We start from the raw sequence: 23,182 nt of genomic DNA, 5'->3' as shown, positions 1-23,182 counted from the left end.
CATATCATAAACTTACTGTTTTAAAGTATTTCATTTTATTATCATTTTATTATAAAAAAAGTGATGGTTGAAAATTCTCTTTTCAACACATCACTTTATATTTTCGTCTATTAGATTAATTCGAACGTTGGCAAATCATATCATATAAATACTTCGCCTGATCAAACTCAGGCTGAAGTGTATAAGCTTGTTTCAAATGATATTTTGCTTTATCTGTATCTGATGTAGCTACCGCGTAAAGTACACCTAAATTATAATGCGCATCTGCATTGTTCCAGTCCTCTTCAATAACATACTCCAGCTCTGGCTTTGCAAAATCGAACATTTCCAAAGAGCAAAGCAAAATGCCATATGATAAACGAATTTGCAGATCTTTTGGTGCAAGCTCTGCCGCACGTTGCATAAATGGCAGGGCCAACTTGAATTGCTGTTCGCGTTCAAATGATTTTGCCAGCATGTAATAGGCATCTGCCCCTTCGATCCCGTAATCGATCGATTTTTGATATAGTTTTGCGGCTTCTGTATAGCGTTCCGCTTCATAATATAAATTTGCTAATCCGTAATACGCTGTAGCAGCTTTTTCATCTACTGTGATCGCCTTTTGGAAGAAGCGTTCAGCACGTTCGATATCCCCCATCGCAGCAAGCAATGTACCGAAGTTTACATAGCCGATCGCATCGTCCGGCTGTGCCTCAATTGCCTTTGTGAAAGCTTGTGCAGCCTCTTCATAATGCTTTTCCTGAAATGCTTTAATCCCGATTTCATTATAGTTTGTATCCATTCTTTCACCTCTATAAATATGTATAGACGCTCATTTTTAAATGAACGTCTATCGTCTATTACCCTACATATGTTAACTTTTCACTATTTTTAAACACACCATCGATTGTACCGCCACCTAGGCACTCTTCGCCATCATACAGAACAACAGCTTGTCCTGGTGTAATTGCTCGAACCGGTTCTGCAAATTCAATATACGCTGTACCGTCTTCACGCATTGTCACTGTTACCGGCGAGTCTTCCTGGCGATAGCGGAATTTAGCTGTGCAGCTAAATGTGCCCGCTTTTGCTTCCCCTGTAAAGCTCATTTTTACCGCAGTCAATGCATTCGAATACAGTGCATCGTGATGGAAACCTTGGCCAACATACAATACGTTTCGTGTTAAATCTTTACCGACAACAAACCAAGGTTCGCCGTCTCCGCCGATTCCTAGACCGTGACGTTGCCCTAATGTATAGTACATTAAACCGTCGTGCGTACCTTTTACTTCACCATCAAATGTTTCCATATTGCCTGGCTGTGCAGGAAGGTACTGGCTTAAAAATTCTTTAAAGTTACGCTCACCGATGAAACAGATTCCTGTTGAATCTTTTTTCTTTGCTGTAGCCAAACCTGCTGCTTCCGCAATTTTACGAACTTCAGGCTTCGGTAAATGTCCGATTGGGAACATGACCTTTTCAAGCTGTTCTGAAGTTAACTGATTCAGGAAATATGTTTGGTCTTTATTATTATCAATGCCTCGAAGCATTTTCACACCGTTTTCGTCATGCGCTACACGTGCATAGTGGCCTGTCGCTAAATAATCCGCTCCAAGTGCCAGTGCGTGCTCCAGGAAGGCTTTAAATTTAATCTCTTTATTACACATAACATCAGGGTTCGGTGTACGGCCTGCTTTGTATTCTTCCAGGAAATACGTAAATACTTTGTCCCAATATTGTTTTTCAAAGTTGACCGCATAATATGGAATGCCGATTTGGTTGCATACTGCGATTACATCATCATAATCTTCTGTCGCTGTACATACTCCAAATTCATCTGTGTCATCCCAGTTTTTCATGAAAATACCGATTACATCATAGCCTTGCTGTTTCAATAGATACGCGGCTACTGATGAATCTACTCCTCCACTCATTCCAATAACTACTCGAATTTGAGATGGATCTCTTGTTTCTACCATTTACTATTCACCTTTTCTTAGACAAATCGCGTAAAAGGCGCGAAGTCTTTCTTATAAATTTACGAAGTTAGCCGTTTCACAATTTCAGCAGTACGCTTCCCTGCTTCCCCTACTAACTCATCTGTTAATCCTAACCCAAAACTGAAACGAATGGAACTACGAAGCTCAGGGGCGTTCTGTCCATACATCGCAACAAGTACATGGGACGGGTCAATCGAACCTGCCGTGCAAGCAGAACCGCTTGATACGAGTACTCCTGCCATATCCAAATTGATCAAAAATGATTCAACATCCGTTCCGGGGAAAGTGACATTCAATACATGCGGTAAAACGCTATTTTGATGACCATTCAGTTGAAAATCAATATTCGCCTGCTGGAACTGTTCGATTAAAATATTTTTATAACCGTTGTACTGCTCTCTACGCTGTTGTGCAGATTGTCCTGCTAATTCGGCAGCTTTTGCAAACGCAATAATCGCTGGGACATTTTCCGTTCCTGCACGACGTTTTTTTTCCTGGGAACCGCCGTATAGGATATTTGTTAATTTGACTCCTGTTTTTGCATATAAAAAGCCAATTCCTTTAGGACCGTTAATTTTATGGGCAGAAACACTTAACAAATCAACATGGAGTGCTTCTACATCCACTTTTTCCAGTCCGAATGCTTGGACAGCATCTGTATGGAATATAGCGGTATGTTCTTTTAAGATCGCTCCAATTTCTGCAATAGGCTGGATTGTGCCGACTTCATTGTTACCATACATAATCGTAACTAAAATCGTATCATCACGTAAAGCCTCTTTCACCTGTTCAGCGCGGATTCGCCCTGTTTTGTCAACGGGTAAATACGTCACCGTGAAACCTTCTTTTTCAAGCTTTTCACACGCATGTAAAACGGCATGGTGTTCAATTGCTGTTGTAATAATATGTTTTCCTTCTTTTTGGCGTGCATACGCTGTTCCAAAAATGGCCATATTATCGGCTTCTGTTCCACCGCTTGTAAAAATAATTTCAGAGGGTTTCGCATTTACTTTTGCTGCCAAACTTGCCCGAGAGTCATCCAGTGCTTTACGTGCACTACGTCCAACTGTGTGAATACTTGATGCATTACCGCTTTCCTCGGCCATTGCACGTGCCATTACATCAATTACTTCAGGGGCAATGGGTGAGGTTGCGGCATGATCAAGATAAATTGTATTTTTCAAAACAAACTAACTCCTTTAAATAACACTAAATGTAAAACATATAGCCGTCAGATACTTCATTATTTGTATATTTTGCCAAATCGTCAATCGTCGTTGTATCCAAGACATTTTTTACTGCATCGCGAATACGCATCCATAATTCACGCTGTGGCGCTTCTTCGTTTTCAATTCCCTCAACCGGCTGAATCGGCCCTTCCAAAACACGGATAACATCAGCTGCAGAAATTTCATTTGGCTTATGTGCCAACATATAGCCGCCATATGCGCCACGGACACTTTTCACAAGGCCTGCATTGCGTAGTGGTGACACTAACTGCTCTAAATACGCTTCCGATAAATCTTTATCCGCAGCAATTTGTCGCAGCGGAATCGGTCCTTCACCATAATGCTTTGCCAATTCAATCATAATCGTTAAACCGTAACGTCCTTTAGTCGATATTTTCATCGTTACACCTCTTATTTTCTAGTCCTTTAATATTATTCATTATAACACAACTCCTTTTAAACCACTCGGAAATACTTTATGATTATGATTATTAACAAAACCATTTTATTCAACTGAAAAGAAAAGGAGCGAAAAATTATGCAAAATGAACCGCTCGCCTATAAAATGAGACCACGTACAATTCGCGAAGTTGTTGGTCAGCAGCATATTATTGGACCGGCAACACCATTATTTAAAATGATTGAAAAAGGACATGTACCTTCGATGTTGCTTTATGGGCCTCCCGGGGTAGGAAAAACATCGATTGCAAATGCGATTGCCGGCAGCTCAAAAATTCCTTTCTTTGCATTAAACGCTACACATGCCGGGAAGAAAGATATTGAACAAATCGTGATGGATGCCCGAATGAGCGGTAAAGTCCTATTGTTTTTAGATGAAATCCACCGTTTTAACAAACTCCAGCAAGATACATTGCTGCCGCATGTAGAAAACGGTTCAATCGTCTTGATCGGGGCAACTACGGAAAATCCTTTCCATGATGTAAACCCTGCCATCCGTTCACGCTGCGGGGAAATATTACAATTAGAACGCTTAACAGGCGCTGATATTGTCCAATTGCTCAATCAGGCATTATCAGATAAAGAACGCGGTCTTGGACATTTAGAAATCGATATTACCGAACTGCAAATCGAAAAAATTGCTAATGCCTCAAATGGCGATGCCCGTAAAGCATTAACCCTACTAGAATCGGTATATTATGCTTCAGATGAAAAAGACGGGGTAACTATTATTAATGACAATGCGATTGATGCATTAGCAAAAAGGATCGGGGTTTTTGGGGATAAAGGCGGTTCCCATTTCTATAACTTATTGTCGGCTCTTCAAAAATCGGTACGCGGCAGTGACCCAAATGCTGCGCTATATTATTTGGCTCATTTACTCGAAAATGGGGACTTGGTTGCGGTATGTCGAAGACTGCTCGTCATGGCCTATGAAGATATTGGACTTGCGAACCCTAGTGTTGGGGCACATGTGCAGGCAGCAACAGAAGCAGCCGTGAAACTCGGGTTGCCGGAAGCGCGTATTCCACTCGCAACCGCTGTTGTTGAAATGTGTTTATCGGACAAATCAAATTCAGCCTACAAAGCTTTGGATACGGCGATTACAGCAATTCATGAGGGGAAAACCGGTGATATTCCGAATCATCTAAAGGACGCCCATTATGCAGGTGCGGCAACACTCGGCCATGTCGGATATAAATACCCGCACGACTCCCCTATCGGAACATTCGGCGGCTGGGTACAACAGCAATATTTACCGGATGAACTTGCAGGAACCGAATTTTACAAGCCCGTCATAGCAGGTGAAGAAAAAAGAATGGCTGCCATATATGAAAAGCTAAAATCTTTTAAGAAATAAGCGGCATTTATTAAGTACACAAAAAGAGTCATTTTCAACTCAATGAAAATGACTCACTCTTTTATAATTTACTTTTCGTATGACTCGGCAAATTGCTTAAATGCTTTAATACATTGTTCCACATTATCGGCAACAGTCAGTTTAATTTCTTCTTCATTTAATTGATGAATACTCTTTTGAATTTCCGAAAGTAATTCTTCATTACTTTCAATATGCGCGTTTGGAATACAGCTCGCACTTAATTCATATAGCTTAATTACATGTGCACATGCATCCGCATCATCTTTTGCTATTAAATTAGCATGCGCTAAACCCGTAAAGTATAACAGTTTTGAAGTAATATCCATATAAAGGATCCAATAAGTATTGCTTGATGGCAGTTCCCCGTTATTTCTCGCGATGTAATCATTAAAATTATTCGCTACTTTATGCAATAATTCATCAAGCTGCTCAAAAGCTTTCGACCAATTTGGTTTCGTATCGATATTTTCAAAAACGATTCTATCCATTTTCAACTGTAGACTCGGCAAATTCAATAAATCATTTTTCATTTCAATTGTCATTCTATCGTCCTCCTTGCATCCCCATGCATATTATCAATACTTTATTAACTATAGCAAAAAAAAGGAATTTTTCTGCAAAAACGAAAAAATCATTAAAATCCTGCCATATTTTTGCCATAATTAATCTCTTAATAGAATATTATGTCATTTGCTATTCAAAGATTCATCTGTCAAACGGGAAAAGTATTTTTCATATAATAACTTCTCGTTATCAATATAACCGATTTTATAAACAACCATTACACCTTGTTTATATATTTTTATTGACTGACCTGAACTATAAAAGACCCATTTAAATGATTCAATCCATCTATCTAATCTTTTTTCATCATTGCTCAAAAATAATTGCTTTTCTTTTATTACACTGGCCATTTTCCAGAAACCTTCACTCAGCTTGAAGTTTTTCGTTAAAAAATTATATTCAGGTTCAACAATATGATCCGTATCATAAATATGGATCATATTTAAATCAGCATCAATCGCAATTTCCACCGACCCGATCACATCATGTAAATTCAAACCCCGGTATTCCATTTGTTGAATTACCATTTTTTAGCTCCCTTCCTCAAACATTTTTATCATTTTACCACAATAGTAACAATCTATATTAAAAAATGAATACTCATTCATAATGTTATAGTTTTCTTAGGAAATTTTTGTATAACTAATTAAAGTATGTAATTTATTGCGCAATATAGTGACTGATGGAAAGCTAAGTTTGTTGTTTGATCAATTCCACAATAAAATAATAGATGAAAAAAAGCGTTTAAATTAGTCCTTATCAATAGCAAATATCCACTAAAAAAAGATGTGTAAAAAGGTCCGAAAACCCCTTTACACACCCTTTATTTAAAGAAGTCCTTGCTTACCCTTGAACGCGGTTAATTTGGACATCTTTTAAAATCGTATTAATTACCCAGCTTGCTGCAATTAAGCCCGCAACAGATGGTACGAATGCATTTGATGAAGGCGGTAATTGTGCTTTGCGGATTTCAGCTTCAGGTTTTCCTACATATTGTGCAACATCAGGACGCACAACAATTGGAGATTCATCTGAAAATACAACAGTTACACCTTTTTTAATGCCTTCTTTACGAAGCTTTGTACGAATTACTTTTGCCAGTGGATCTGTATGCGTTTTTGAAATGTCGGCAATTTGGAAACGTGTAGGATCCATTTTATTCGCAGCACCCATGCTTGATATAATTGGAATGTTGCGTTTTAAACATTCTTTCATAATATGGATTTTGTATATTACTGTATCGGATGCATCGATTACATAATCGATTCCTTGCGCGAAAAATTGTTCATAAGTTTCCTCTGTATAAAACATATGCATATCAATTACTTCGCACTCCGGGTTAATATCTGCAATCCGCTCTTTCATAACAGCAGATTTTGATTTTCCGACTGTTGATAGATAGGCAACCAATTGACGATTAACATTCGTAATATCCACATTATCTTTATCTACTAATATAATACGGCCAATCCCGCTGCGTGCACATGCTTCCGCTGCAAACGAGCCTACACCGCCCACACCTAAAATCGCGACTGTCGTTTCTTTAAGTTTTTCTAACCCTTCTGTTCCAATAGCTAATTCATTTCGTGAAAATTGATGTAACATCTAATTTTACCCCTCAATCTTTATCATTCTACTAGGCATTATATCGACATCAATTACGAGATGCAAGCAACAATATAATGACAGAAAGTAGCATTAATAATATTTTTGCTTCATGAATGCTTTAATCCTAGTTATGAAAGCAAAATAAAAATACTCTTCTACATGAAAGTAGAAGAGTAAAATTAGAAATGGACGAATCCCAAATATGCCGTCTTGCTACAACATCGTTTTGATCCCGCGTCTATAGCAAGGGGGTGCACTAATCGCAGCGTTAAACTTCCCGCTCCAAATGGGGCATGTTTGCTTCTACGGTAATAGTAGCTCCCAACGATTTATTGTTCGGTCAAAAGTGTTTAGTAACAAATATAGCGACGAACACTTCAGGATTCGTATTAATGATATATTAACACCAATATTCTGATTATTCAATCGAAAATATCCCATTCTTACAAATTATTAAAATTGTACTAACTTTTTAGAAATATATGGTACCTTTTTACTTTTAAAAAAGGTACTTCTTCCCGAGAGAAGAAATACCTTAACGTGTTATTTTTTGGCTGTTGCTGCGATACGTAAGCTTAACTCTTCAAGCTGTGCATCGGAAACTGCTGATGGTGCATCTGTTAATAAACAGCTTGCAGTTGCCGTTTTCGGGAATGCGATTGTATCACGTAAATTTGTACGACCAGCAAGAAGCATTACTAATCGGTCAAGACCCATTGCTAAACCGCCATGTGGAGGAACGCCGTAGTCAAATGCTTCCAGTAAGAAACCGAATTGTGCACGCGCTTCCTCTTCACTGAATCCTAGCAGTTCAAACATTTTTGCTTGTAAATCCGGCTCATAAATACGAAGTGACCCGCCGCCAAGCTCATAACCGTTTAATACGATATCATAGGCTTGAGCACGAACTTCTTTAGGGTTTGTATTCATTAACTCTAAATCTTCATCGAATGGACGAGTGAATGGATGGTGAGCCGCATAATAACGACCTTCCGCCTCATCGTATTCGAATAATGGCCAATCAACAATCCATAAGAATTCGAATTTCGACTCATCGATTAAGCCTAATTCTTTTCCTAATTTTAATCGTAATGCGCCTAGTGCGTCTGCGACTACAGAAGATTTATCTGCAACGAATAATAATAAGTCACCAGCTTGCGCTTCTGTTGCTTGGATAATTCCGTCCGCTGCTTCCCCTTCAAAGAACTTCGCGATTGGACCATTCAAGCCTTCTTCCGTCACTTTTAACCAAGCTAAACCTTTTGCTCCGTAACGGCCGGCAAATTCGCCTAATGCATCAATATCTTTACGAGAATAGTTTGCTGCCGCGCCTTTCACATTGATCGCCTTCACTTCGCCGCCATTTGCTACCGCGTTCGCAAATACACCGAAAGCAGATTCTTTCACGATGTCTGAAAGCTGTTTTAATTCCAGCCCAAAACGTACATCTGGTTTATCTGAACCGAAACGATCCATTGCTTCTTTATAGCTCATGCGTGCGAATGGTGTAACGACATCAATACCTTTTACATCTTTCATAACTTGTGTAAGAAGACGCTCATTCATTTCGATAATTTCATCCATTGATAAGAATGATGTTTCAATATCGACTTGTGTAAATTCCGGCTGACGGTCCGCACGTAAATCTTCATCACGGAAGCATCGAGCAATTTGGAAGTACTTCTCAAAGCCACCTACCATTAGAAGCTGTTTAAACAGCTGTGGTGATTGCGGCAATGCATAAAATTCGCCATCATGTACACGTGATGGCACTAGATAGTCACGTGCTCCTTCTGGTGTCGATTTCGTTAAAATTGGTGTTTCTACTTCCAGGAAGCCTTCGTTTTGTAAGAAATTACGGATTGTACGTGTTACATCAGATCGCATTTTAAATGTGTCATACATTACAGGACGACGTAAATCTAAATAACGATATTTTAGACGTAATTCTTCCGAAACTTCCGCATTGTTATCGATTGCGAATGGAGGGTTTTTAGCTTCGTTAATAATAGTCAGTTCAGAAGCTGACACTTCAATTTCGCCGGTTTTCATATTTTTATTTATTTGAGTTGCATCACGTAAAACAACTTTACCTTTTACTTCAATGACAAACTCATTACGAATCTTATTTGCAAGTTCTAATGCGTCTTTCGCTTGATCACCGAAAACTACTTGTACGATACCTTCACGGTCACGCATATCTACGAAAATTAATCCGCCTAAGTCACGACGTTTTTGTACCCAACCTTTTAATACAACTTCCTGTCCCGCTTCTGCAGCTGTTACTAAACCGCATGCATGTGTTCTTTGCGCCATTGTTATTCCTCCAACTATTTGTTTTCTAAAACGTATTGGACAAGCTGACCGAATTCCACTTTTGTCTGATCGCCTGTTTCCATTGTTTTGACGTTTACTGCTTGCTCTTCTAATTCTGACTCACCTAGTACAATGACAAATTTTGCATTTGCACGGTCGGCAGCTTTCATTTGCGCCTTCATTTTTCGGTCTAAATAATCCATATCTGCTGAAATGCCCTTTGCACGGAATGAACTTACAAGCTCCACTGCTTTTAGTTTTGCCTCTTCGCCCATTGCTACAACATACATTTCCAGATTATTACCCGTAGCAAGCTCAATATTATTAGCTTCCAGCGCTAATAATAATCGTTCAATTGATAGGGCGAATCCGATACCAGGTGATTCCGGTCCGCCAATATCTTCAACTAAACCATTATAGCGGCCGCCACCGCAAAGTGTCGTAATTGAACCGAATCCATCACCGGTAATCATAATTTCAAACGCCGTATGGTTATAGTAATCAAGACCCCGTACTAAGTTAGGGTCCACTTCATAGGAAATGCCTAGCACATCTAAATATTGTTTTACTTTTTTGAAGTATTCAGCCGAAGAATCCGTTAAATAATTTGTTAGCGCAGGAGCAGTTGCCATCGCTGGGTGTTTTGCATCTACTTTACAATCTAAAATGCGTAAAGGATTTTTCTCCAGACGGCTTTGACAATCACTGCAAAGTTCTCCAACGACCGGAGTAAAATGCTCGATTAACGCACTACGATGCGCATCACGTGTTTCTTTGTCACCTAATGAGTTAATGACTAATTTTAAATCCGTCAAGCCAAGTGTTGTATACACATCCATTGCAAGTGCCATTACTTCCGCATCAATCGCTGGATCGGCTGAGCCGATAGCCTCTACACCAAACTGAACAAATTGACGATAGCGGCCTGCCTGTTGACGTTCATAACGGAACATTGGACCTGTGTAGTAAAGCTTAACAGGCTGATCTGCCTGACCAAACATTTTATGCTCCACATATGCACGTACCGCTGAAGCTGTTCCTTCTGGACGCAATGTTAACGAACGATTTCCCTTGTCCGTAAATGTGTACATTTCTTTTTGGACGATATCCGTTGTATCGCCTACACCACGTTGAAATAGTTCTGTTGACTCAAACATTGGTGTGCGAATTTCGTTATAGCGATATTTATCACATAAATCACGAATGACACGTTCTACATACTGCCATTTTTCAGATTGACCCGGTAAAATATCCTGTGTTCCTTTAGGTACTTTAAAATTCATAAAAGCACTCCTCTCTTAGTTGACCAAACTGTTCGCGTGCTAATTAAGAAGAAAATAAAAAAAGCTCCCGCCCCTTGCAAAAACTGCAAGGGACGAAAGCTTGTATAATCTTCCGCGGTTCCACCCTAATTGATGTATGACTACATCCTCTCGAATTCGGATAACGGCCGATTCCGTCTTCCCCTACTAGAAAAAATTTTTTCGAGGAAACGCCTCTCAACTGTTGTTCACATGTTACATACTGCAGGAAAGATTCCAGCCTAAGTCTTTCCCTCTCTTTTCAGCATTGGCAACCGCTACTTGTTTGGTCATTGGCAATGTTACTTTTGTTAAATTAACACTAATCTTAATGATGTCATGACAAGTTGTCAACCATTTTCAAAAAAACGCTATATTTTTTGTCATAAATGCTTTTATAATATAGGGGTATATAGTGAAAGGTCATTTAACTAAATTATTATAAAGGAGGAAACTATGAAAAAAAATAAAATAATAATAGGTTTATCATTTTTATTATTATTCACAGCGATTGTTCCGTATTATTTTTCCGCTCGCCCTGCTCATGCCAACGGGGAACCATTATATGTAAACGCGGAAATTTTATATTTACGTGAAGGTCCAGGTCTTTCTTATCCGATTCTCGATACATTAAAAGAGGGAACTGAGATGATTTCGATTGAAAAACAAGGTGATTGGCACCATGTTCAAGTCGGACAACAAAAAGGATGGGTTGCGGCATGGCTTGTGAAAACAGCAATCGGTCAAACAGACTCGTCAACTGAAAAGACAGTCATTTCTCAAGTAAACTCTTTAAATGTTCGTGTAGCACCATCATTATCCGCTTCTGTACTGACAAAAATCTCTTCCGGGACGGAAAGTAAATTTTTAAAACAAGAACAGGATTGGATTCAAATTCAGTTCGGCGAGATGACAGGTTGGGTATTTGCGGAATATGTCACAGTCAAAGAAGCGAATACGGAAAAGCCGGCCCCCCCTTCTGATAACGGACAACAGGAACAGTCAAATGAGCCAATACAACAAATTGACCCGAATACATTTACCGTTAACGTAAATGCTGTCAACATCCGAAAAAAACCTGATTTAACATCTAAAAAATTAGGGCTTGCCACTGAAGGACAACAATTTAAAGTTGTCAGCCGAGATCATAATTGGGTTGAAATTGAATATGAAAAAGGTAAAAAAGGTTGGATATACAATTTTTATGGAACGTTTACAAAACAATTGAAACAAAATCCTTCATCTGAAAAAGAAGAAACGAAAAACTTTGTTACGATTATTTATAACGGGACAAATTTAAGGGAATCCCCTTCGACTTCTTCAAATGTTGTTGTCATTGCAGATGCTGGTCATACATATCCGATAGTGGAAAGTGAAGGCGACTGGTTTAAAATCGCAGTAAATGATCGTCAAACCGCGTACGTCGCAAACTGGGTTGTCAGTGAAAATGATTCACAAGGAACTACATCTAAAAATAATACAAGCGAGGCAGCCGAACGTAAAAAAGGTACATTAAAGGGCTTAACAATCGTACTGGATGCGGGTCACGGCGGTAACGACCGTGGTACTACCGGTGTTCGTGGAACAGACGAAAAAGAGATTAATATTATTACAGCAGAACTGCTACGTTCCAAATTACAGGCTGCCGGTGCAAATGTTGTCATGACACGTGAATCCGACATTTTTGTCGACTTGCGAAAGCGTGTTGCAGTATCTCATCAGGCAGGTGCCGATGCGTTTATCAGTATTCACTATGACGCAAATGAAGATAGTTCAGTGAGCGGCTTTACGACCTATTATACGAACGGTTATCAGCAAAAGCTTGCGGAATATGTTCATGAAGGATTGGCATCAAAAGTTAGCTTGAAAGATCGCGGACCACGCTTCGGCAACTATTTAGTACTCCGCGAAAACCGTCAAAATGCTATATTACTTGAGCTTGGCTATTTAAGTAACCCTTCTGAAGAAAGGGCAATTACTACAGATTATTATCGGGAACAAGCAACACTTGGCATTTATCAAGGGTTATTAAACTACTTCGACGACCAGCTTGAACAATAACATATAACAATAACAAACCCCGATTTTCTTTAAAAGAAAATCGGGGTTTACTTGTTTAAATAGCTCTATCCATTATTCCTGAATGATTTGGTATAAATAAAACATTTCATCTTTATTTACAATGCGCGGTACCGGGTAAAGCGGATTCGCTTCTTGTAATGCGCGCTCCACCATCAATGGCACATCACGGTTGATGATTCCTGTTATTTTTGGAGGAATTTCCATCTTGTTATTCAATTCTTCAATTGCTTCGATAAATAACTCTGCCTTTTTTTCATCACTGTCTGTTATTTTTCCGATGCCTACAATTGTCGCAAGTTCTGCTAACGGCTTTGCAGCGCTTTCCCCGTAAAATCGAAGTACATGCGGCAGGATCACCGCATTGGCAAAACCGTGCGGAACTTGATAAAATCCGCCGAGTGTATGAGCAATGGCATGGACGTAGCCTACATATGCACGAGTAAATGCAAGCCCTGCCAAATAAGAGGCGCGTTGCATTTCCGTTCTAGCTTTCATATCTGTCCCATCTTCATAGGCACGTACTAAATACTTAAAAATAAGAATAACAGCCTCGCGGGCATATTTCCTCGTCTCCTCAGTATTGCTTTTTCCAATATAAGCTTCCACTGCATGTGTCAATGCATCCATTCCTGTTGTAGATGTAATATGAGGAGGCAAATTAATTGTTAATACCGGGTCCAATACAGCATAGTGCGGTACAAGTACCGGATCCATAATGGCGAATTTCTCATGTGTTTCACTATTTGATACGACGGCGGCAATCGTCCCTTCGCTCCCCGTACCAGCCGTTGTCGGAATAGCAAAAAACGGCGGCATTTCTTTTCTTACTTTAAATAAACCTTTTAAATCAGCCAGTGATTTTTCAGGGCGTGCGATTCTTGCTGCAACCGCCTTGGCACAATCCATCGGTGACCCTCCGCCAAATGCTATAATGCCATCACAATGATGCGCATAATACAATTCCAGCGCTTCTTCAATATTTGTGAAAGTTGGGTTTGGAACCGTTTTATTATAGACCACAAATGCAATATTTTGCTCCTGTAAGCCCTCTAATAACGTATCCATAAGCCCCAGCTTGTGAATTCCTTCATCGGTAATCACTAAAAGCATATTTAAATCTAAACTTTTCACAAGTTCAGGCAATCTATCGAGGCTGTTTTCCCCTTGGAGTAATTCTGGCTTTCTCCAGTTCATAAGCTTCATACCGACACGCATGGAACTTTGGACGGTTCTGCAATAGGCTGTATACATTGAACGAAACACTCCATTTCTCTCTATTTATGTATCCTTTCTTTAAATATTCCGCATCTTCTTTTAAAATTCCTTGTTTATAACAAAATCCGCCCAATTAAAAAACGAACCCGTAACGGATTCGTTAATAAAAATCATTAATCGTTTGCAAAAAATACTTTGTCGGCAAATGCAATCGGCTGACTTTCAAAATTGGTCTCGCTCATTGCGATGACGGCCAGGTCGATATCAAGCTCCTGCATTTTTCCTGCCGTAACTTGTTGTTCAAACTTATGGAAATCGGTAAATTGATTGTCCGTAATAATCATGAGGTCCCGCTGATTATCGATATTATCTTGAGTAAAGAATTCAATCGCCTTGTCTATTGCCGGTATAATCTGGGCATCTCCAGGTAAATACTGCTGTAAAAATTGGTCGAACAATTCAATATCAATTTTTCCATTTTTAAAAAGAAGCGGTTGAGCAGGTTTATTACTAAACGGAAGAATAATTAAATCCCTCTTCTGGACAGCACATAAGTTAAATAGCGGTAATATGGTCCCTTTAGTAAAGGCTTCATACTCCTGCATGGCGTCAGATTGCTGTACGATGACAATCATCGGCGAATAACGATTTTTCATCTCATCAAACGATACATACAATACATTTCCATCTATAACCATCCGATCTTTCAGCAATTGCTTTTGTTGCTCAATCGGAAATAAATAATCTTTATCCTGTATTTTTGGCATCGTTGCTTCCACTTCTGCAATCATTTCTTCCACTGCAATTGCAATTTCGATAACCTCTATAAATAGTGGTTGTTGACCAAATTTCTCAAGAAACTGTTGCTGCTGATTTTCATCTAAAGCTTGAAAAGATGCGTTACGATATAAAAAATGAAGAATTTCATCGGTTAAAACAGTCTTATATTCATTTGTCATGTGAAACCCCTCCATCTGTTTTCAAATCAATACCGATAGTATAGCGAAAATCAATATTAAAAAGTAGTAATTTAAACTTCGCACGAATAACTCACTTTATATTCGTGTTTTTCTGCATAAAAAAAGCGGTATCTCTAGGATACCGCACCACACATAAATGTATGTAATTATAATTTTTGAGTTAAAGCGTGTAAAGTATCTTTCAAATCACGATCGTTATTTGAAAGCTCGATTAAGTTTTCTAAACGTTCGTGTAAGACAGGACGTTCAATTACTAGTTGCTCATCTAAAACTTGAACAAATAATTCAATAAGCATACGATTTTGAATTAATAATGCTTCTTCCACTCGGTCTGGGTTAATTTTATATTCTTTTACTTTTTTCGCCATTTGAAAATAGCCTCCCTTTTGTTTATACAACGTTATTTTAGCACACGGCTGTTTAATTTTGTGAAATTATTTCATTTTCAGCAATCGTTTGTGTTTTTCTGTACATCAGTCAGTTGTATCCAGAAAATCTTCGTATGAAAAAACTTCATCCCATGGCATGAAGTTTTGAAAAGCTATATTGTTAAATACCAATTTCATCAGCCGATCTTTGCGTTTAACAGCCGATTTTTTTTACCTTTTCAATAATTTTCTCATAGATTGGAATCATATGCGCTTCTGTACATTTTTCAGCAACTTCACCCAATTCGATCCAGCCGACTTCACTGTTTTCATCGAGCTTCGCCTGAAACGTTGCTTCATCTCCGACTTCAAATATATAAGTCACATTGAAATGTAAATGTGCCGCAACATATTTCCCGTTCTTCATATGTCCGATAACCGGCAGTATATCAAGCGAAATAATATCTTCCTGGATTGCATTTGCTTCTGGAAGACCTGCTTCTTCCATCAGCTCTTTTTTGGCTACATTAAATAATTCCGGATCACCGTCTGCATGACCGCCCATCCAGCCCCATGAATTATAAATATTATGATGAGCCATTAGTACGCGAGTACGGTCCGGGTTGAATACAAAAGCAGAAGCTGTAAAATGCAGAACTTCATTGTTTCGTGTCAGGACATCCGACAAAGTTGCCATTGCACGTAAAATGATGTCCCGATCCTTTGCTTCCTGTTCATTATATGGTACATACTGTTTAATCTGTTCATGTAAGGTCATTGTAATCCTCCCTATTCTAATCCTTTTAAATTGTAAAAAGTAAGTATAGAAATATAGCGAAAAGGACGTGACCGCAAAATAAATGCGGCACACCTCCTTTTCATAGATTTTCGATTTAGGAAATGAGCGTTTTGACAACTTTTGAAATTGTCGCCCCATCTGCTTTTCCATCAAGTAATGGCTTTGCAATTTTCATTGCATCTCCCATATTCATTCCTGAGGCAATACCTGCTGCCTGAAGCTCAGCTGAAATTTCTTCCTCTGTTAACTGTTTTGGTAAAAAGCTTTTCAAAATAACTAATTTTGCTTCTTCTTTTTCTATTAAGTCTGAACGTTCCGCTTGCTTAGCACCTTCCAGTGACTGGTTTGTCTGCTTAATTTCACGATTAATGACAGCAGTTTCTTCCTGTGGCGTCAATTCCGCGCCCTTTTCCTTTTCTGCAGCATCCAATGCGGACTTCACTAAAGTCAATACTCCTTTAGCTAACGCATCTTTGTTTTTCATCGCTTGCTTTAATTGGTCAAATACAATTGTTTTTAACATGCTGTCTACCCCTTTACACTTAAATAAGTACGTAACTTATTTGAATTACCTTTATTGTACCATGTACCCTTTCATTTCATAAATTATTCATAAATAAATTGTTGAAATAAAGTTAATATTTTTTTTGAAGTAGATTCCGTAAATGTGGCCAACTCTTTCTTACCAAACTGAAGGATATAAAGCAGATCTTTCTCGTTCTGCCAAACCGTATAGGATTTCCCTTCAATATGGACAATACAAAGCGGCGGCTCCAGTATTTCGATTGCCTCTTCATTTATAAGTGTAGCTTTCCCGTATATCTCGTTAAATTCTTCAAGAACTGGTTCGGTTAATGATATCTCTTTTATTTTTTGGGCGTGTTCTTTAGGCAAAAGTATTTCCAGACCATAATGAAGACCTACACCTGCGAATTCAGTTCCTATTCTGTCTTCTGAAATTACCGTTTCTTTTAAATTTACATAATCGCCTACTTGAACCGGCTTTTGCGGATCGTTTATAAACCATGCAGCAAATTTATCTACAAAAATACGAGGGGACATCTGATTATATTCGTTTGTTGTCATATTTTTAACAAATAAAAACATATTATCCTCTACCGCTACTACTGAACCAGAAGTACTTGAACTTTTATTAGCTGAAATTATAATATTATGTTGTTCTTTAAACTGATCTAATTGTGATTTATAATGTGCTTCCATGTAGGAGGATCCCATGAAATCTCCATAGGAATTAGCAATTCCCGGTAGCATTTTCGCGTAATCCTGATACATTCTCTCTTCTAACTTTTTAGCATAGGCAAACCTCTCGATTAATAGAGGGGCAATATTTTCATCAAATTTCCCTTTAGAAATATGAGCAGAAGCTGATGCCAATACCCCTGCAAAATCTCTTTCTCTCCATTTTTGTTCTAGGAGATTTTTCGCCTGCTGACGATCCTCATCTGAAATCGTAATTCCTGTACTCTTTGCATATTTAGGTATTCCTATAATCTCCACCATTTGTAAGTAAGCATTAGCACGACTAGTCTCTATATCGCCTTTATAATCCATTTCTTCAAGTGCAGTGATAAATTCAAATAAATCTTCATTCGTAGGTTGGTCAGCTTGCTTAATATCCATCATTTGCGGAATAAATAACTGCCAGGTAAAAAGGAATAGAGACACAATTACTACAGGCAATAAATAGTAGCCTATTTTTACTCTTTTGTTACGAGGCTTTTTAAGTAATAGAGCATTTTTTACAGCAGTTTCACTTTCCGTTAAATCTCCTGCAACATCCATTAATGCTTTTTTGAACTCATTCATGACGAAGCACCTCCCATTCTCCTTCCAGCACTGGCCTTAATTGTTCGCGTCCCCGTCTTAAACGGGTCTTTACAGTATTTTCGTTAATCTGCAATATGGCTGCCACTTCCAGGACACTCATTTCTTCGTAGTAATACAATATAATTGGTTCCCGGTATTTCAATGGCAGCTTTAAAATAGCTGCCCCGATATTGGAACGTTCTTCTTGCTGGATGACATGATCATGGTCCGTCGCTTTCATCCACCATTTCGTTTCAAATTGTATTTTTTTATACGCCCAGCTCTTTAAGTAATCTTTACTTTTATTAACCGTCATCTTTGTTAAATATGCTCTTAATTGACCGCTTTCCGAGTAGTCGGACTGCATAAATTTTATGTAAACATCCTGTACAATGTCTTCGGCAGCATGGCGATTTTTTGTGTAAAAGTATGCGATGCGCAATAAATGCTTACTGTATTCATCAATAATTTGCTCGATATCCTCATTCATATTACGCCGCCCCCCTTTCTTACATTGTAAACGATTGCCAATTACCCGACGTTTCAAAAAAACAAAAAAGTATAAGAAGTTTCCTCCCTATACTTTGGACATTTAATTATTCAGCTCATAATGCTTCCCTTTTACAAGGTAGAATAAATGCTCGGCAATATTTGTTGCATGGTCTGCCGCACGTTCAATACAGCGGCATACGTAGGATAAACTTGTCACTTGCGCCACATGTTCATTGGAAACAGACAGCTTCATTAAGTTACTGAGCGTATTGCCTGTTAATTCGTCGACTTCATCATCAAGATTCGCAATTTCTTTTGCCTTGATTGTATTTTCCTCTATAAATGCATCGACAATTTGGCGCAGCATTAAAATCGTTTTATGGAACATTTCCTCAATCGGTTCCACGCTTGTGACAAAAGGTGCATTCCCTATGCGTATCGATTCCTTTGCAATATTGACCGCATGATCCCCGATTCGCTCCATATCTGATGCTGCTTTGATGACAACGATTAAGCGACGCAAATCAGTCGCAACAGGCTGTTGTTTTGCAATCAGTAAAATCACACGGTCATTGATCAATTCTTCCAACCGATTAATTTTCGGATCGGTATCAATTACCTGTAGAGCTAAATCAATATCCTTTTTTAAAAAGGCTTTAAAAGACTCCTGTAATGCATGAATACTTAAATCACACAGCTCCATTAAATCTTGCTGTACCGCTATTAAATCTTGTTCAAAGCGTTCTCGAATCATCATATCATTCTCCTTTTCTCATTATCCAAAACGACCGGAAATATAGTCTTCGGTGCGCTGATCTGACGGCGTCGAGAAAATGATATCTGTTTTATCAAACTCCACGACTTCCCCGTTCAGGAAGAAGGCCGTTTTGTCGGAAATACGTGCTGCCTGCTGCATGTTATGTGTCACAATGACGATCGAATACTGTTCTTTCATCTGCTGTACAAGCTCTTCTACTTTTAATGTCGAAATCGGATCAAGCGCTGATGTCGGCTCATCCATTAAAATGACATCCGGTTCGATTGCCAGGCAGCGTGCGATACAAATACGCTGCTGCTGACCACCCGATAATCCATAGGCATTTTGGTTTAAGCGATCTTTTACTTCATCCCAAATGGCTGCACCACGTAATGACTTTTCAACAATTTCATCGAGAATTTTCTTATTTTTAATCCCATGAATGCGTGGGCCGTATGCGATATTATCGTAAATCGACTTTGGAAACGGGTTTGGCTTTTGGAATACCATACCGACTTTCGTTCGAAGTTCTTCCACTTCATAGCCGTTCGAAAAAATATTGCGGCCACGGTAATTGATCTCCCCTGATGTACGTACGATTGGCACAAGTTCAACCATCCGATTTAATGCTTTAATATAGGTCGATTTCCCGCAGCCAGAAGGCCCAATAATTGCCGTTACTTCATTTTCTTTCATGTCCAAGTTGATATCTTTTAAAGCATGGTGATTCCCATACCATAAATTAAAGTTATTCGACTGCATGACATTCGCCTGATTCGATTCGATGCCCATTGCAGGTTGACGCACATTATTTTTCGTTAATAGTTGGACCATTCCATTTCACTCCTAATATCGTTTTTGGAATTTATTTCGAATAAAGATTGCAATGGAGTTCATCGTTAACAGGAAAATCATTAATACGATGATTCCGGCAGATGCCACATACTGGAACGCTTCTTGCGGACGTTTTGCCCAGTCGAAAATCTGCATCGGCAAAGCGGTAAATGTATCGAGATAACCCGTTGGCAAAAATTGTAATATCACTGGGATTCCGATTACTACTAATGGTGCTGTTTCACCAATTGCGCGTGATAACGCTAAAATACTACCCGTTAGAATTCCCGGTATAGCAGCTGGAAGAACAACCCGAACAATCGTTTGCCATTTCGTCGCACCCATTCCGTACGAAGCTTCACGCTGTTCGTTCGGTACCGCACGGATCGCTTCTTGAGCCGCTACAATGATTACCGGTAATATAAGTAAACTCATCGTCAATCCCGCGGCCAAAATACTTTTTTCAAAGCCAAACAGTCGAACGAAAATTGTTAGTCCTAGTAAACCGAAAACAATTGAAGGAACTCCTGCCAAGTTAGAAATATTTATCCGGATAAAATCATTTAATTTGTTTTGCTTTGCATATTCCTCCAAATACAGCGCTGTACTTACCCCTAAAATAATCGAGACAGGAGCAACTACGCTCATTAGCCATAAAGATCCGACCAGCGCTGCTTTAATCCCTGCATTTTCGGGAATACGTGACGCGAAGTTTGTAATGAAATTCATATCTAAAAAACCAAGTCCCTGCGACAAAATTCGGTAAAGTAACATACCTAAAGAAACAAGGGCAAAACTCGTGGCAAGAATGAAAATGATTTTCCACAATTTATTCGAATTGAGGCGTTTATTCATCCGCTTCATTACTAAATCTTCTTGAATATAGCGCATATTAATACTCCTCTCGGAAGCGTTTTGAAATATAGGTTGCGAGTAAATTCATCGCTAATGTGAAAATAAACAATGTGAATCCAACAGCGTAAATCGAGTAGTAAATTGTTGTACCATAACCGGCATCACCTGTCGTAACTTGCACGATATAGGCGGTCATCGTTTGAATCGAATCCGTAAAGCCAAAGTCGAATTTTGGTGTAGATCCGCCTGCCAGTGAAACAATCATCGTCTCCCCTATTGCCCGGGAAATACCTAATACGACAGAAGCGACAATTCCAGATAATGCGGCTGGCAGAACAACTTTAACTGCTACTTCGAATTTTGTTGCACCTAACCCTAATGCACCTTCCCGAATCGACCTTGGAACTGAGCTCATCGCATCTTCGGACATTGAAGTGATCATTGGAAGTATCATAATTCCGACAACGATCCCAGGACTGATTGCGTTGAAAATTTTTAAATCTGGAATAACCGCCTGTAATATCGGTGTAATGAATGTTAAGGCAAAGAACCCGTAAACAATCGTCGGTACACCTGCAAGTACTTCTAAAATCGGTTTAATGATTTTTCGTACACGTTCTGATGCATATTCACTCAGATAAATGGCAGCGCCTAAACCGAATGGCACTGCTACAATAATAGCAATCAGTGTTATTTTAAATGTCCCGAATATTAATGGTAATATCCCATACAACGGCTCCTTACCTGAGAACGGCAGCCATTCTGTACCAAATAAATAATCTGTAATCGACACTCGCTTAAAGAATTCGAATGTCTCGAATATTAGTGTAAATACAATCCCAAACGTCGTAAGAACCGAAATCGTCGCTGCTAGAAATAACCCCATAGGTACTAACTTTTCGATTACTTTCTTTCCTTTGCGATTGCGCGAACGCTCGATTAATTGTTGGACACTTACTTGCTCCTGTTGTTTAAGAGCCATGTGCGAAAACTCCTTCCAGTCATCTATATAAATTAAATCAATCAATTTTCAGAATTAAAAAATGTGTGGGGCATGAGAGCCACCCCACACTATTAAACATCGAAATTATTTTAGTGTTTCCAACTCTTTTAAAGCTTCTTCATACTTTTCATCTGGCAGGCTAACATAACCTACTACTTCTGCCATTTCACCAGCGTTTTCAAGTGTGAATTTCATGAAGTCATATGTAGCTTCATTGTCTTTAACTGCACTGTTTTTCACATAAACGAATAGTGGACGTGATAATGGAGAATATTCACCTGATTCGATTGTTTCGTTTGTCGGTTCCACTCCGTCTACAGTTACAACTTGTAATTTGTCTTTATTTTCCAGGTAGTACGCATAACCGAAATAGCCGATTGCATTTTTGTCTGCTGTTACACCTTGTACTAACACGTTGTCATCTTCAGATAATGTTGCCGATTTAACAATGTCTTCACCATCTAGAATGATCTCATCGAAGTAATCATACGTACCTGAGTCAGAACCTGGTGAGTAGAATACGATTTCTTCATCCGGCCATGAAGGATCAATATCAGACCATTTTTTCGTAGAACCGTCTTCAACCCAAATCTGTTTTAATTGATCAACTGTAAGATCTTTTGCCCAAGTATTTTCAGGATGTACAACTACTGATAAACCATCGTAAGCAAGCTCAAATTCTGTATATTCTACTCCTGCATTTTTAAGCTCTTCCATTTCAGTATCTTTGATTGGACGAGAAGCGTTTGAGAAATCCGTTTCACCATTGATAAATTTTTCGAATCCGCCGCCTGTACCAGATACACCAACTGCTACGCGCACATCTTTTTGTACCGCAGCGTATTCTTCAACTAACGCTTCTGTAATTGGAGCAACTGTTGATGAACCATCGCCTACTACATTACCTGTTAATTGTGCGCTGCCAGCTTCTGCTTGTTCTGTGTTTGTTTGTGCTGAAGTTGACGTTTCATCACTATTTTCTTCTCCGCCACATGCTCCTAAAAGAATTGCTGAACCTAGTAAAGCTGTTGATGTTAAGTACTGCCACTTTTTCATTTGTAATTCCTCCGCTTGTTTAATAGATGTTTTTCTTACATTTCCAACTATAGAGAAAATTTATTAAGCTTATATAA

General features: G+C 38.9%; 23 protein-coding genes, 1 other RNA gene and 1 other annotated feature. Of the genes, 2 read left to right on the top strand and 22 right to left on the bottom strand.

All coding sequences use genetic code 11. The features are described 5' to 3' along the window. Positions 1 to 115: 115 nt before the first annotated feature. From ACQKN3_RS02140 to cymR, 4 genes are read right to left on the bottom strand one after another with little or no spacing between them, the layout of a single operon-like run. Complete coding sequence (locus ACQKN3_RS02140) at positions 116 to 781, bottom strand: tetratricopeptide repeat protein (protein WP_427709030.1); 666 nt, start codon at positions 779 to 781, stop codon at positions 116 to 118. A 58-nt stretch (positions 782 to 839) separates the two neighbouring features. Continuing rightward, positions 840 to 1,958, bottom strand: coding sequence for a tRNA 2-thiouridine(34) synthase MnmA (gene mnmA / locus ACQKN3_RS02135; RefSeq protein WP_427709028.1), 1,119 nt, complete (start codon positions 1,956 to 1,958; stop codon positions 840 to 842). A 59-nt stretch (positions 1,959 to 2,017) separates the two neighbouring features. After that, positions 2,018 to 3,163, bottom strand: a complete 1,146-nt coding sequence (locus ACQKN3_RS02130; RefSeq protein WP_427709026.1) for a cysteine desulfurase family protein — start codon at positions 3,161 to 3,163, stop codon at positions 2,018 to 2,020. A 25-nt stretch (positions 3,164 to 3,188) separates the two neighbouring features. Next, entirely contained in the window at positions 3,189 to 3,608 is a 420-nt protein-coding gene (gene cymR, locus ACQKN3_RS02125) for a cysteine metabolism transcriptional regulator CymR (RefSeq protein ID WP_008408540.1), read from the bottom strand. A 138-nt stretch (positions 3,609 to 3,746) separates the two neighbouring features. Between cymR and ACQKN3_RS02120 the strand changes: the two genes are divergently transcribed. Continuing rightward, on the top strand, positions 3,747 to 5,027 hold the full coding sequence (locus ACQKN3_RS02120; protein WP_427709024.1) for a replication-associated recombination protein A: 1,281 nt from the start codon (positions 3,747 to 3,749) through the stop codon (positions 5,025 to 5,027). 68 nt (positions 5,028 to 5,095) lie between these two features. Here the strand turns inward: ACQKN3_RS02120 and ACQKN3_RS02115 are convergent, their stop codons facing one another. From ACQKN3_RS02115 to hisS, 6 genes are all read right to left on the bottom strand, one after another. Continuing rightward, the gene (locus ACQKN3_RS02115; RefSeq protein ID WP_427709022.1) at positions 5,096 to 5,590 is read right to left on the bottom strand and encodes a GTPase; all 495 of its coding nucleotides are present in this window, start codon (positions 5,588 to 5,590) and stop codon (positions 5,096 to 5,098) included. A 144-nt stretch (positions 5,591 to 5,734) separates the two neighbouring features. Next, positions 5,735 to 6,139, bottom strand: a complete 405-nt coding sequence (locus ACQKN3_RS02110; RefSeq protein WP_427709020.1) for an aminopeptidase — start codon at positions 6,137 to 6,139, stop codon at positions 5,735 to 5,737. 316 nt (positions 6,140 to 6,455) lie between these two features. Further along, positions 6,456 to 7,217: a tRNA threonylcarbamoyladenosine dehydratase gene (locus ACQKN3_RS02105; RefSeq protein ID WP_251686884.1), complete on the bottom strand. Its 762-nt coding sequence runs from the start codon at positions 7,215 to 7,217 to the stop codon at positions 6,456 to 6,458. Positions 7,218 to 7,409: 192 nt separating this feature from the next. Further along, positions 7,410 to 7,607, bottom strand: a non-coding RNA gene (ssrS, locus tag ACQKN3_RS02100) — 6S RNA. A gap of 156 nt (positions 7,608 to 7,763) precedes the next feature. Continuing rightward, the gene (gene aspS, locus ACQKN3_RS02095) at positions 7,764 to 9,536 is read right to left on the bottom strand and encodes an aspartate--tRNA ligase (RefSeq protein WP_427709017.1); all 1,773 of its coding nucleotides are present in this window, start codon (positions 9,534 to 9,536) and stop codon (positions 7,764 to 7,766) included. A 14-nt stretch (positions 9,537 to 9,550) separates the two neighbouring features. Then, the gene (hisS, locus tag ACQKN3_RS02090; RefSeq protein WP_427709015.1) at positions 9,551 to 10,819 is read right to left on the bottom strand and encodes a histidine--tRNA ligase; all 1,269 of its coding nucleotides are present in this window, start codon (positions 10,817 to 10,819) and stop codon (positions 9,551 to 9,553) included. Between the two features lie 85 nt (positions 10,820 to 10,904). Beyond that, positions 10,905 to 11,140 (bottom strand) — a binding site (T-box leader). A gap of 153 nt (positions 11,141 to 11,293) precedes the next feature. Between hisS and ACQKN3_RS02085 the strand changes: the two genes are divergently transcribed. Beyond that, on the top strand, positions 11,294 to 12,898 hold the full coding sequence (locus ACQKN3_RS02085) for an N-acetylmuramoyl-L-alanine amidase (protein ID WP_427709013.1): 1,605 nt from the start codon (positions 11,294 to 11,296) through the stop codon (positions 12,896 to 12,898). Between the two features lie 72 nt (positions 12,899 to 12,970). On the opposite strand, the gene ACQKN3_RS02080 is transcribed toward ACQKN3_RS02085, so the two are convergent. The 12 genes from ACQKN3_RS02080 to ACQKN3_RS02025 all read right to left on the bottom strand — a co-directional run bounded on the left by ACQKN3_RS02080 (position 12,971) and on the right by ACQKN3_RS02025 (position 23,105). Continuing rightward, a complete protein-coding gene (locus tag ACQKN3_RS02080) occupies positions 12,971 to 14,170 on the bottom strand; it encodes an iron-containing alcohol dehydrogenase (protein ID WP_427711564.1) in 1,200 nt (399 codons plus the stop codon). 137 nt (positions 14,171 to 14,307) lie between these two features. Then, entirely contained in the window at positions 14,308 to 15,093 is a 786-nt protein-coding gene (locus ACQKN3_RS02075) for a vWA domain-containing protein (protein WP_427709011.1), read from the bottom strand. A 167-nt stretch (positions 15,094 to 15,260) separates the two neighbouring features. Next, positions 15,261 to 15,482 carry a phosphate-starvation-inducible protein PsiE gene (locus ACQKN3_RS02070; RefSeq protein WP_079527783.1) on the bottom strand — a complete coding sequence of 74 codons (222 nt, stop codon included), beginning with the start codon at positions 15,480 to 15,482 and terminating at the stop codon, positions 15,261 to 15,263. A 214-nt stretch (positions 15,483 to 15,696) separates the two neighbouring features. Further along, complete coding sequence (locus tag ACQKN3_RS02065) at positions 15,697 to 16,260, bottom strand: NUDIX hydrolase (RefSeq protein WP_427709009.1); 564 nt, start codon at positions 16,258 to 16,260, stop codon at positions 15,697 to 15,699. 115 nt (positions 16,261 to 16,375) lie between these two features. Then, positions 16,376 to 16,804 carry a GatB/YqeY domain-containing protein gene (locus ACQKN3_RS02060; protein WP_251686870.1) on the bottom strand — a complete coding sequence of 143 codons (429 nt, stop codon included), beginning with the start codon at positions 16,802 to 16,804 and terminating at the stop codon, positions 16,376 to 16,378. An 83-nt stretch (positions 16,805 to 16,887) separates the two neighbouring features. Further along, positions 16,888 to 18,108, bottom strand: a complete 1,221-nt coding sequence (locus ACQKN3_RS02055) for a hypothetical protein (protein WP_427709006.1) — start codon at positions 18,106 to 18,108, stop codon at positions 16,888 to 16,890. Continuing rightward, positions 18,101 to 18,598, bottom strand: a complete 498-nt coding sequence (locus ACQKN3_RS02050) for a sigma-70 family RNA polymerase sigma factor (RefSeq protein WP_427709005.1) — start codon at positions 18,596 to 18,598, stop codon at positions 18,101 to 18,103. The genes ACQKN3_RS02055 and ACQKN3_RS02050 overlap by 8 nt, the downstream gene beginning before the upstream one ends. Before the next feature lie 102 nt (positions 18,599 to 18,700). Then, positions 18,701 to 19,357, bottom strand: a complete 657-nt coding sequence (phoU, locus tag ACQKN3_RS02045; RefSeq protein ID WP_251686864.1) for a phosphate signaling complex protein PhoU — start codon at positions 19,355 to 19,357, stop codon at positions 18,701 to 18,703. An 18-nt stretch (positions 19,358 to 19,375) separates the two neighbouring features. Then, the gene (pstB, locus tag ACQKN3_RS02040) at positions 19,376 to 20,149 is read right to left on the bottom strand and encodes a phosphate ABC transporter ATP-binding protein PstB (RefSeq protein WP_427711562.1); all 774 of its coding nucleotides are present in this window, start codon (positions 20,147 to 20,149) and stop codon (positions 19,376 to 19,378) included. 54 nt (positions 20,150 to 20,203) lie between these two features. Continuing rightward, the gene (gene pstA, locus ACQKN3_RS02035) at positions 20,204 to 21,082 is read right to left on the bottom strand and encodes a phosphate ABC transporter permease PstA (protein WP_427709002.1); all 879 of its coding nucleotides are present in this window, start codon (positions 21,080 to 21,082) and stop codon (positions 20,204 to 20,206) included. A gap of 1 nt (position 21,083) precedes the next feature. Next, positions 21,084 to 22,028 (bottom strand): phosphate ABC transporter permease subunit PstC, encoded by a 945-nt coding sequence (gene pstC / locus ACQKN3_RS02030; RefSeq protein ID WP_427709000.1) that lies wholly within the window; start codon positions 22,026 to 22,028, stop codon positions 21,084 to 21,086. A 105-nt stretch (positions 22,029 to 22,133) separates the two neighbouring features. Next, positions 22,134 to 23,105, bottom strand: coding sequence for a PstS family phosphate ABC transporter substrate-binding protein (locus ACQKN3_RS02025; RefSeq protein WP_350477656.1), 972 nt, complete (start codon positions 23,103 to 23,105; stop codon positions 22,134 to 22,136). Between the last annotated feature and the right edge of the window lie 77 nt (positions 23,106 to 23,182).

This window comes from Solibacillus sp. NPDC093137, from assembly GCF_050280445.1.
Lineage (GTDB): Bacteria > Bacillota > Bacilli > Bacillales_A > Planococcaceae > Solibacillus > Solibacillus isronensis_B.
The sequence above is the reverse complement of the archived record's forward strand: the minus strand, read 5'-3'. Positions and strand labels throughout refer to the sequence as shown.

Excerpts from the sequence above, each read along its gene's own strand:
- ACQKN3_RS02055 (WP_427709006.1), bottom strand. The coding sequence starts at position 18,108 with ATGAATGAGTTCAAAAAAGCATTAATGGATGTTGCAGGAGATTTAACG.
- ACQKN3_RS02075 (WP_427709011.1), bottom strand. The coding sequence starts at position 15,093 with ATGACAAATGAATATAAGACTGTTTTAACCGATGAAATTCTTCATTTT.
- pstA (WP_427709002.1), bottom strand. The coding sequence starts at position 21,082 with ATGCGCTATATTCAAGAAGATTTAGTAATGAAGCGGATGAATAAACGC.
- ACQKN3_RS02080 (WP_427711564.1), bottom strand. The coding sequence starts at position 14,170 with ATGTATACAGCCTATTGCAGAACCGTCCAAAGTTCCATGCGTGTCGGT.
- ACQKN3_RS02115 (WP_427709022.1), bottom strand. The coding sequence starts at position 5,590 with ATGACAATTGAAATGAAAAATGATTTATTGAATTTGCCGAGTCTACAG.
- phoU (WP_251686864.1), bottom strand. The coding sequence starts at position 19,357 with ATGATGATTCGAGAACGCTTTGAACAAGATTTAATAGCGGTACAGCAA.
- mnmA (WP_427709028.1), bottom strand. The coding sequence starts at position 1,958 with ATGGTAGAAACAAGAGATCCATCTCAAATTCGAGTAGTTATTGGAATG.
- aspS (WP_427709017.1), bottom strand. The coding sequence starts at position 9,536 with ATGGCGCAAAGAACACATGCATGCGGTTTAGTAACAGCTGCAGAAGCG.
- ACQKN3_RS02070 (WP_079527783.1), bottom strand. The coding sequence starts at position 15,482 with ATGGCGAAAAAAGTAAAAGAATATAAAATTAACCCAGACCGAGTGGAA.
- ACQKN3_RS02060 (WP_251686870.1), bottom strand. The coding sequence starts at position 16,804 with ATGTTAAAAACAATTGTATTTGACCAATTAAAGCAAGCGATGAAAAAC.
- ACQKN3_RS02085 (WP_427709013.1), top strand. The coding sequence starts at position 11,294 with ATGAAAAAAAATAAAATAATAATAGGTTTATCATTTTTATTATTATTC.
- pstB (WP_427711562.1), bottom strand. The coding sequence starts at position 20,149 with ATGGGCATCGAATCGAATCAGGCGAATGTCATGCAGTCGAATAACTTT.
- ACQKN3_RS02105 (WP_251686884.1), bottom strand. The coding sequence starts at position 7,217 with ATGTTACATCAATTTTCACGAAATGAATTAGCTATTGGAACAGAAGGG.
- ACQKN3_RS02140 (WP_427709030.1), bottom strand. The coding sequence starts at position 781 with ATGGATACAAACTATAATGAAATCGGGATTAAAGCATTTCAGGAAAAG.
- ACQKN3_RS02050 (WP_427709005.1), bottom strand. The coding sequence starts at position 18,598 with ATGAATGAGGATATCGAGCAAATTATTGATGAATACAGTAAGCATTTA.
- ACQKN3_RS02065 (WP_427709009.1), bottom strand. The coding sequence starts at position 16,260 with ATGACCTTACATGAACAGATTAAACAGTATGTACCATATAATGAACAG.
- pstC (WP_427709000.1), bottom strand. The coding sequence starts at position 22,028 with ATGGCTCTTAAACAACAGGAGCAAGTAAGTGTCCAACAATTAATCGAG.
- ACQKN3_RS02120 (WP_427709024.1), top strand. The coding sequence starts at position 3,747 with ATGCAAAATGAACCGCTCGCCTATAAAATGAGACCACGTACAATTCGC.
- ACQKN3_RS02110 (WP_427709020.1), bottom strand. The coding sequence starts at position 6,139 with ATGGTAATTCAACAAATGGAATACCGGGGTTTGAATTTACATGATGTG.
- ACQKN3_RS02025 (WP_350477656.1), bottom strand. The coding sequence starts at position 23,105 with ATGAAAAAGTGGCAGTACTTAACATCAACAGCTTTACTAGGTTCAGCA.
- cymR (WP_008408540.1), bottom strand. The coding sequence starts at position 3,608 with ATGAAAATATCGACTAAAGGACGTTACGGTTTAACGATTATGATTGAA.
- hisS (WP_427709015.1), bottom strand. The coding sequence starts at position 10,819 with ATGAATTTTAAAGTACCTAAAGGAACACAGGATATTTTACCGGGTCAA.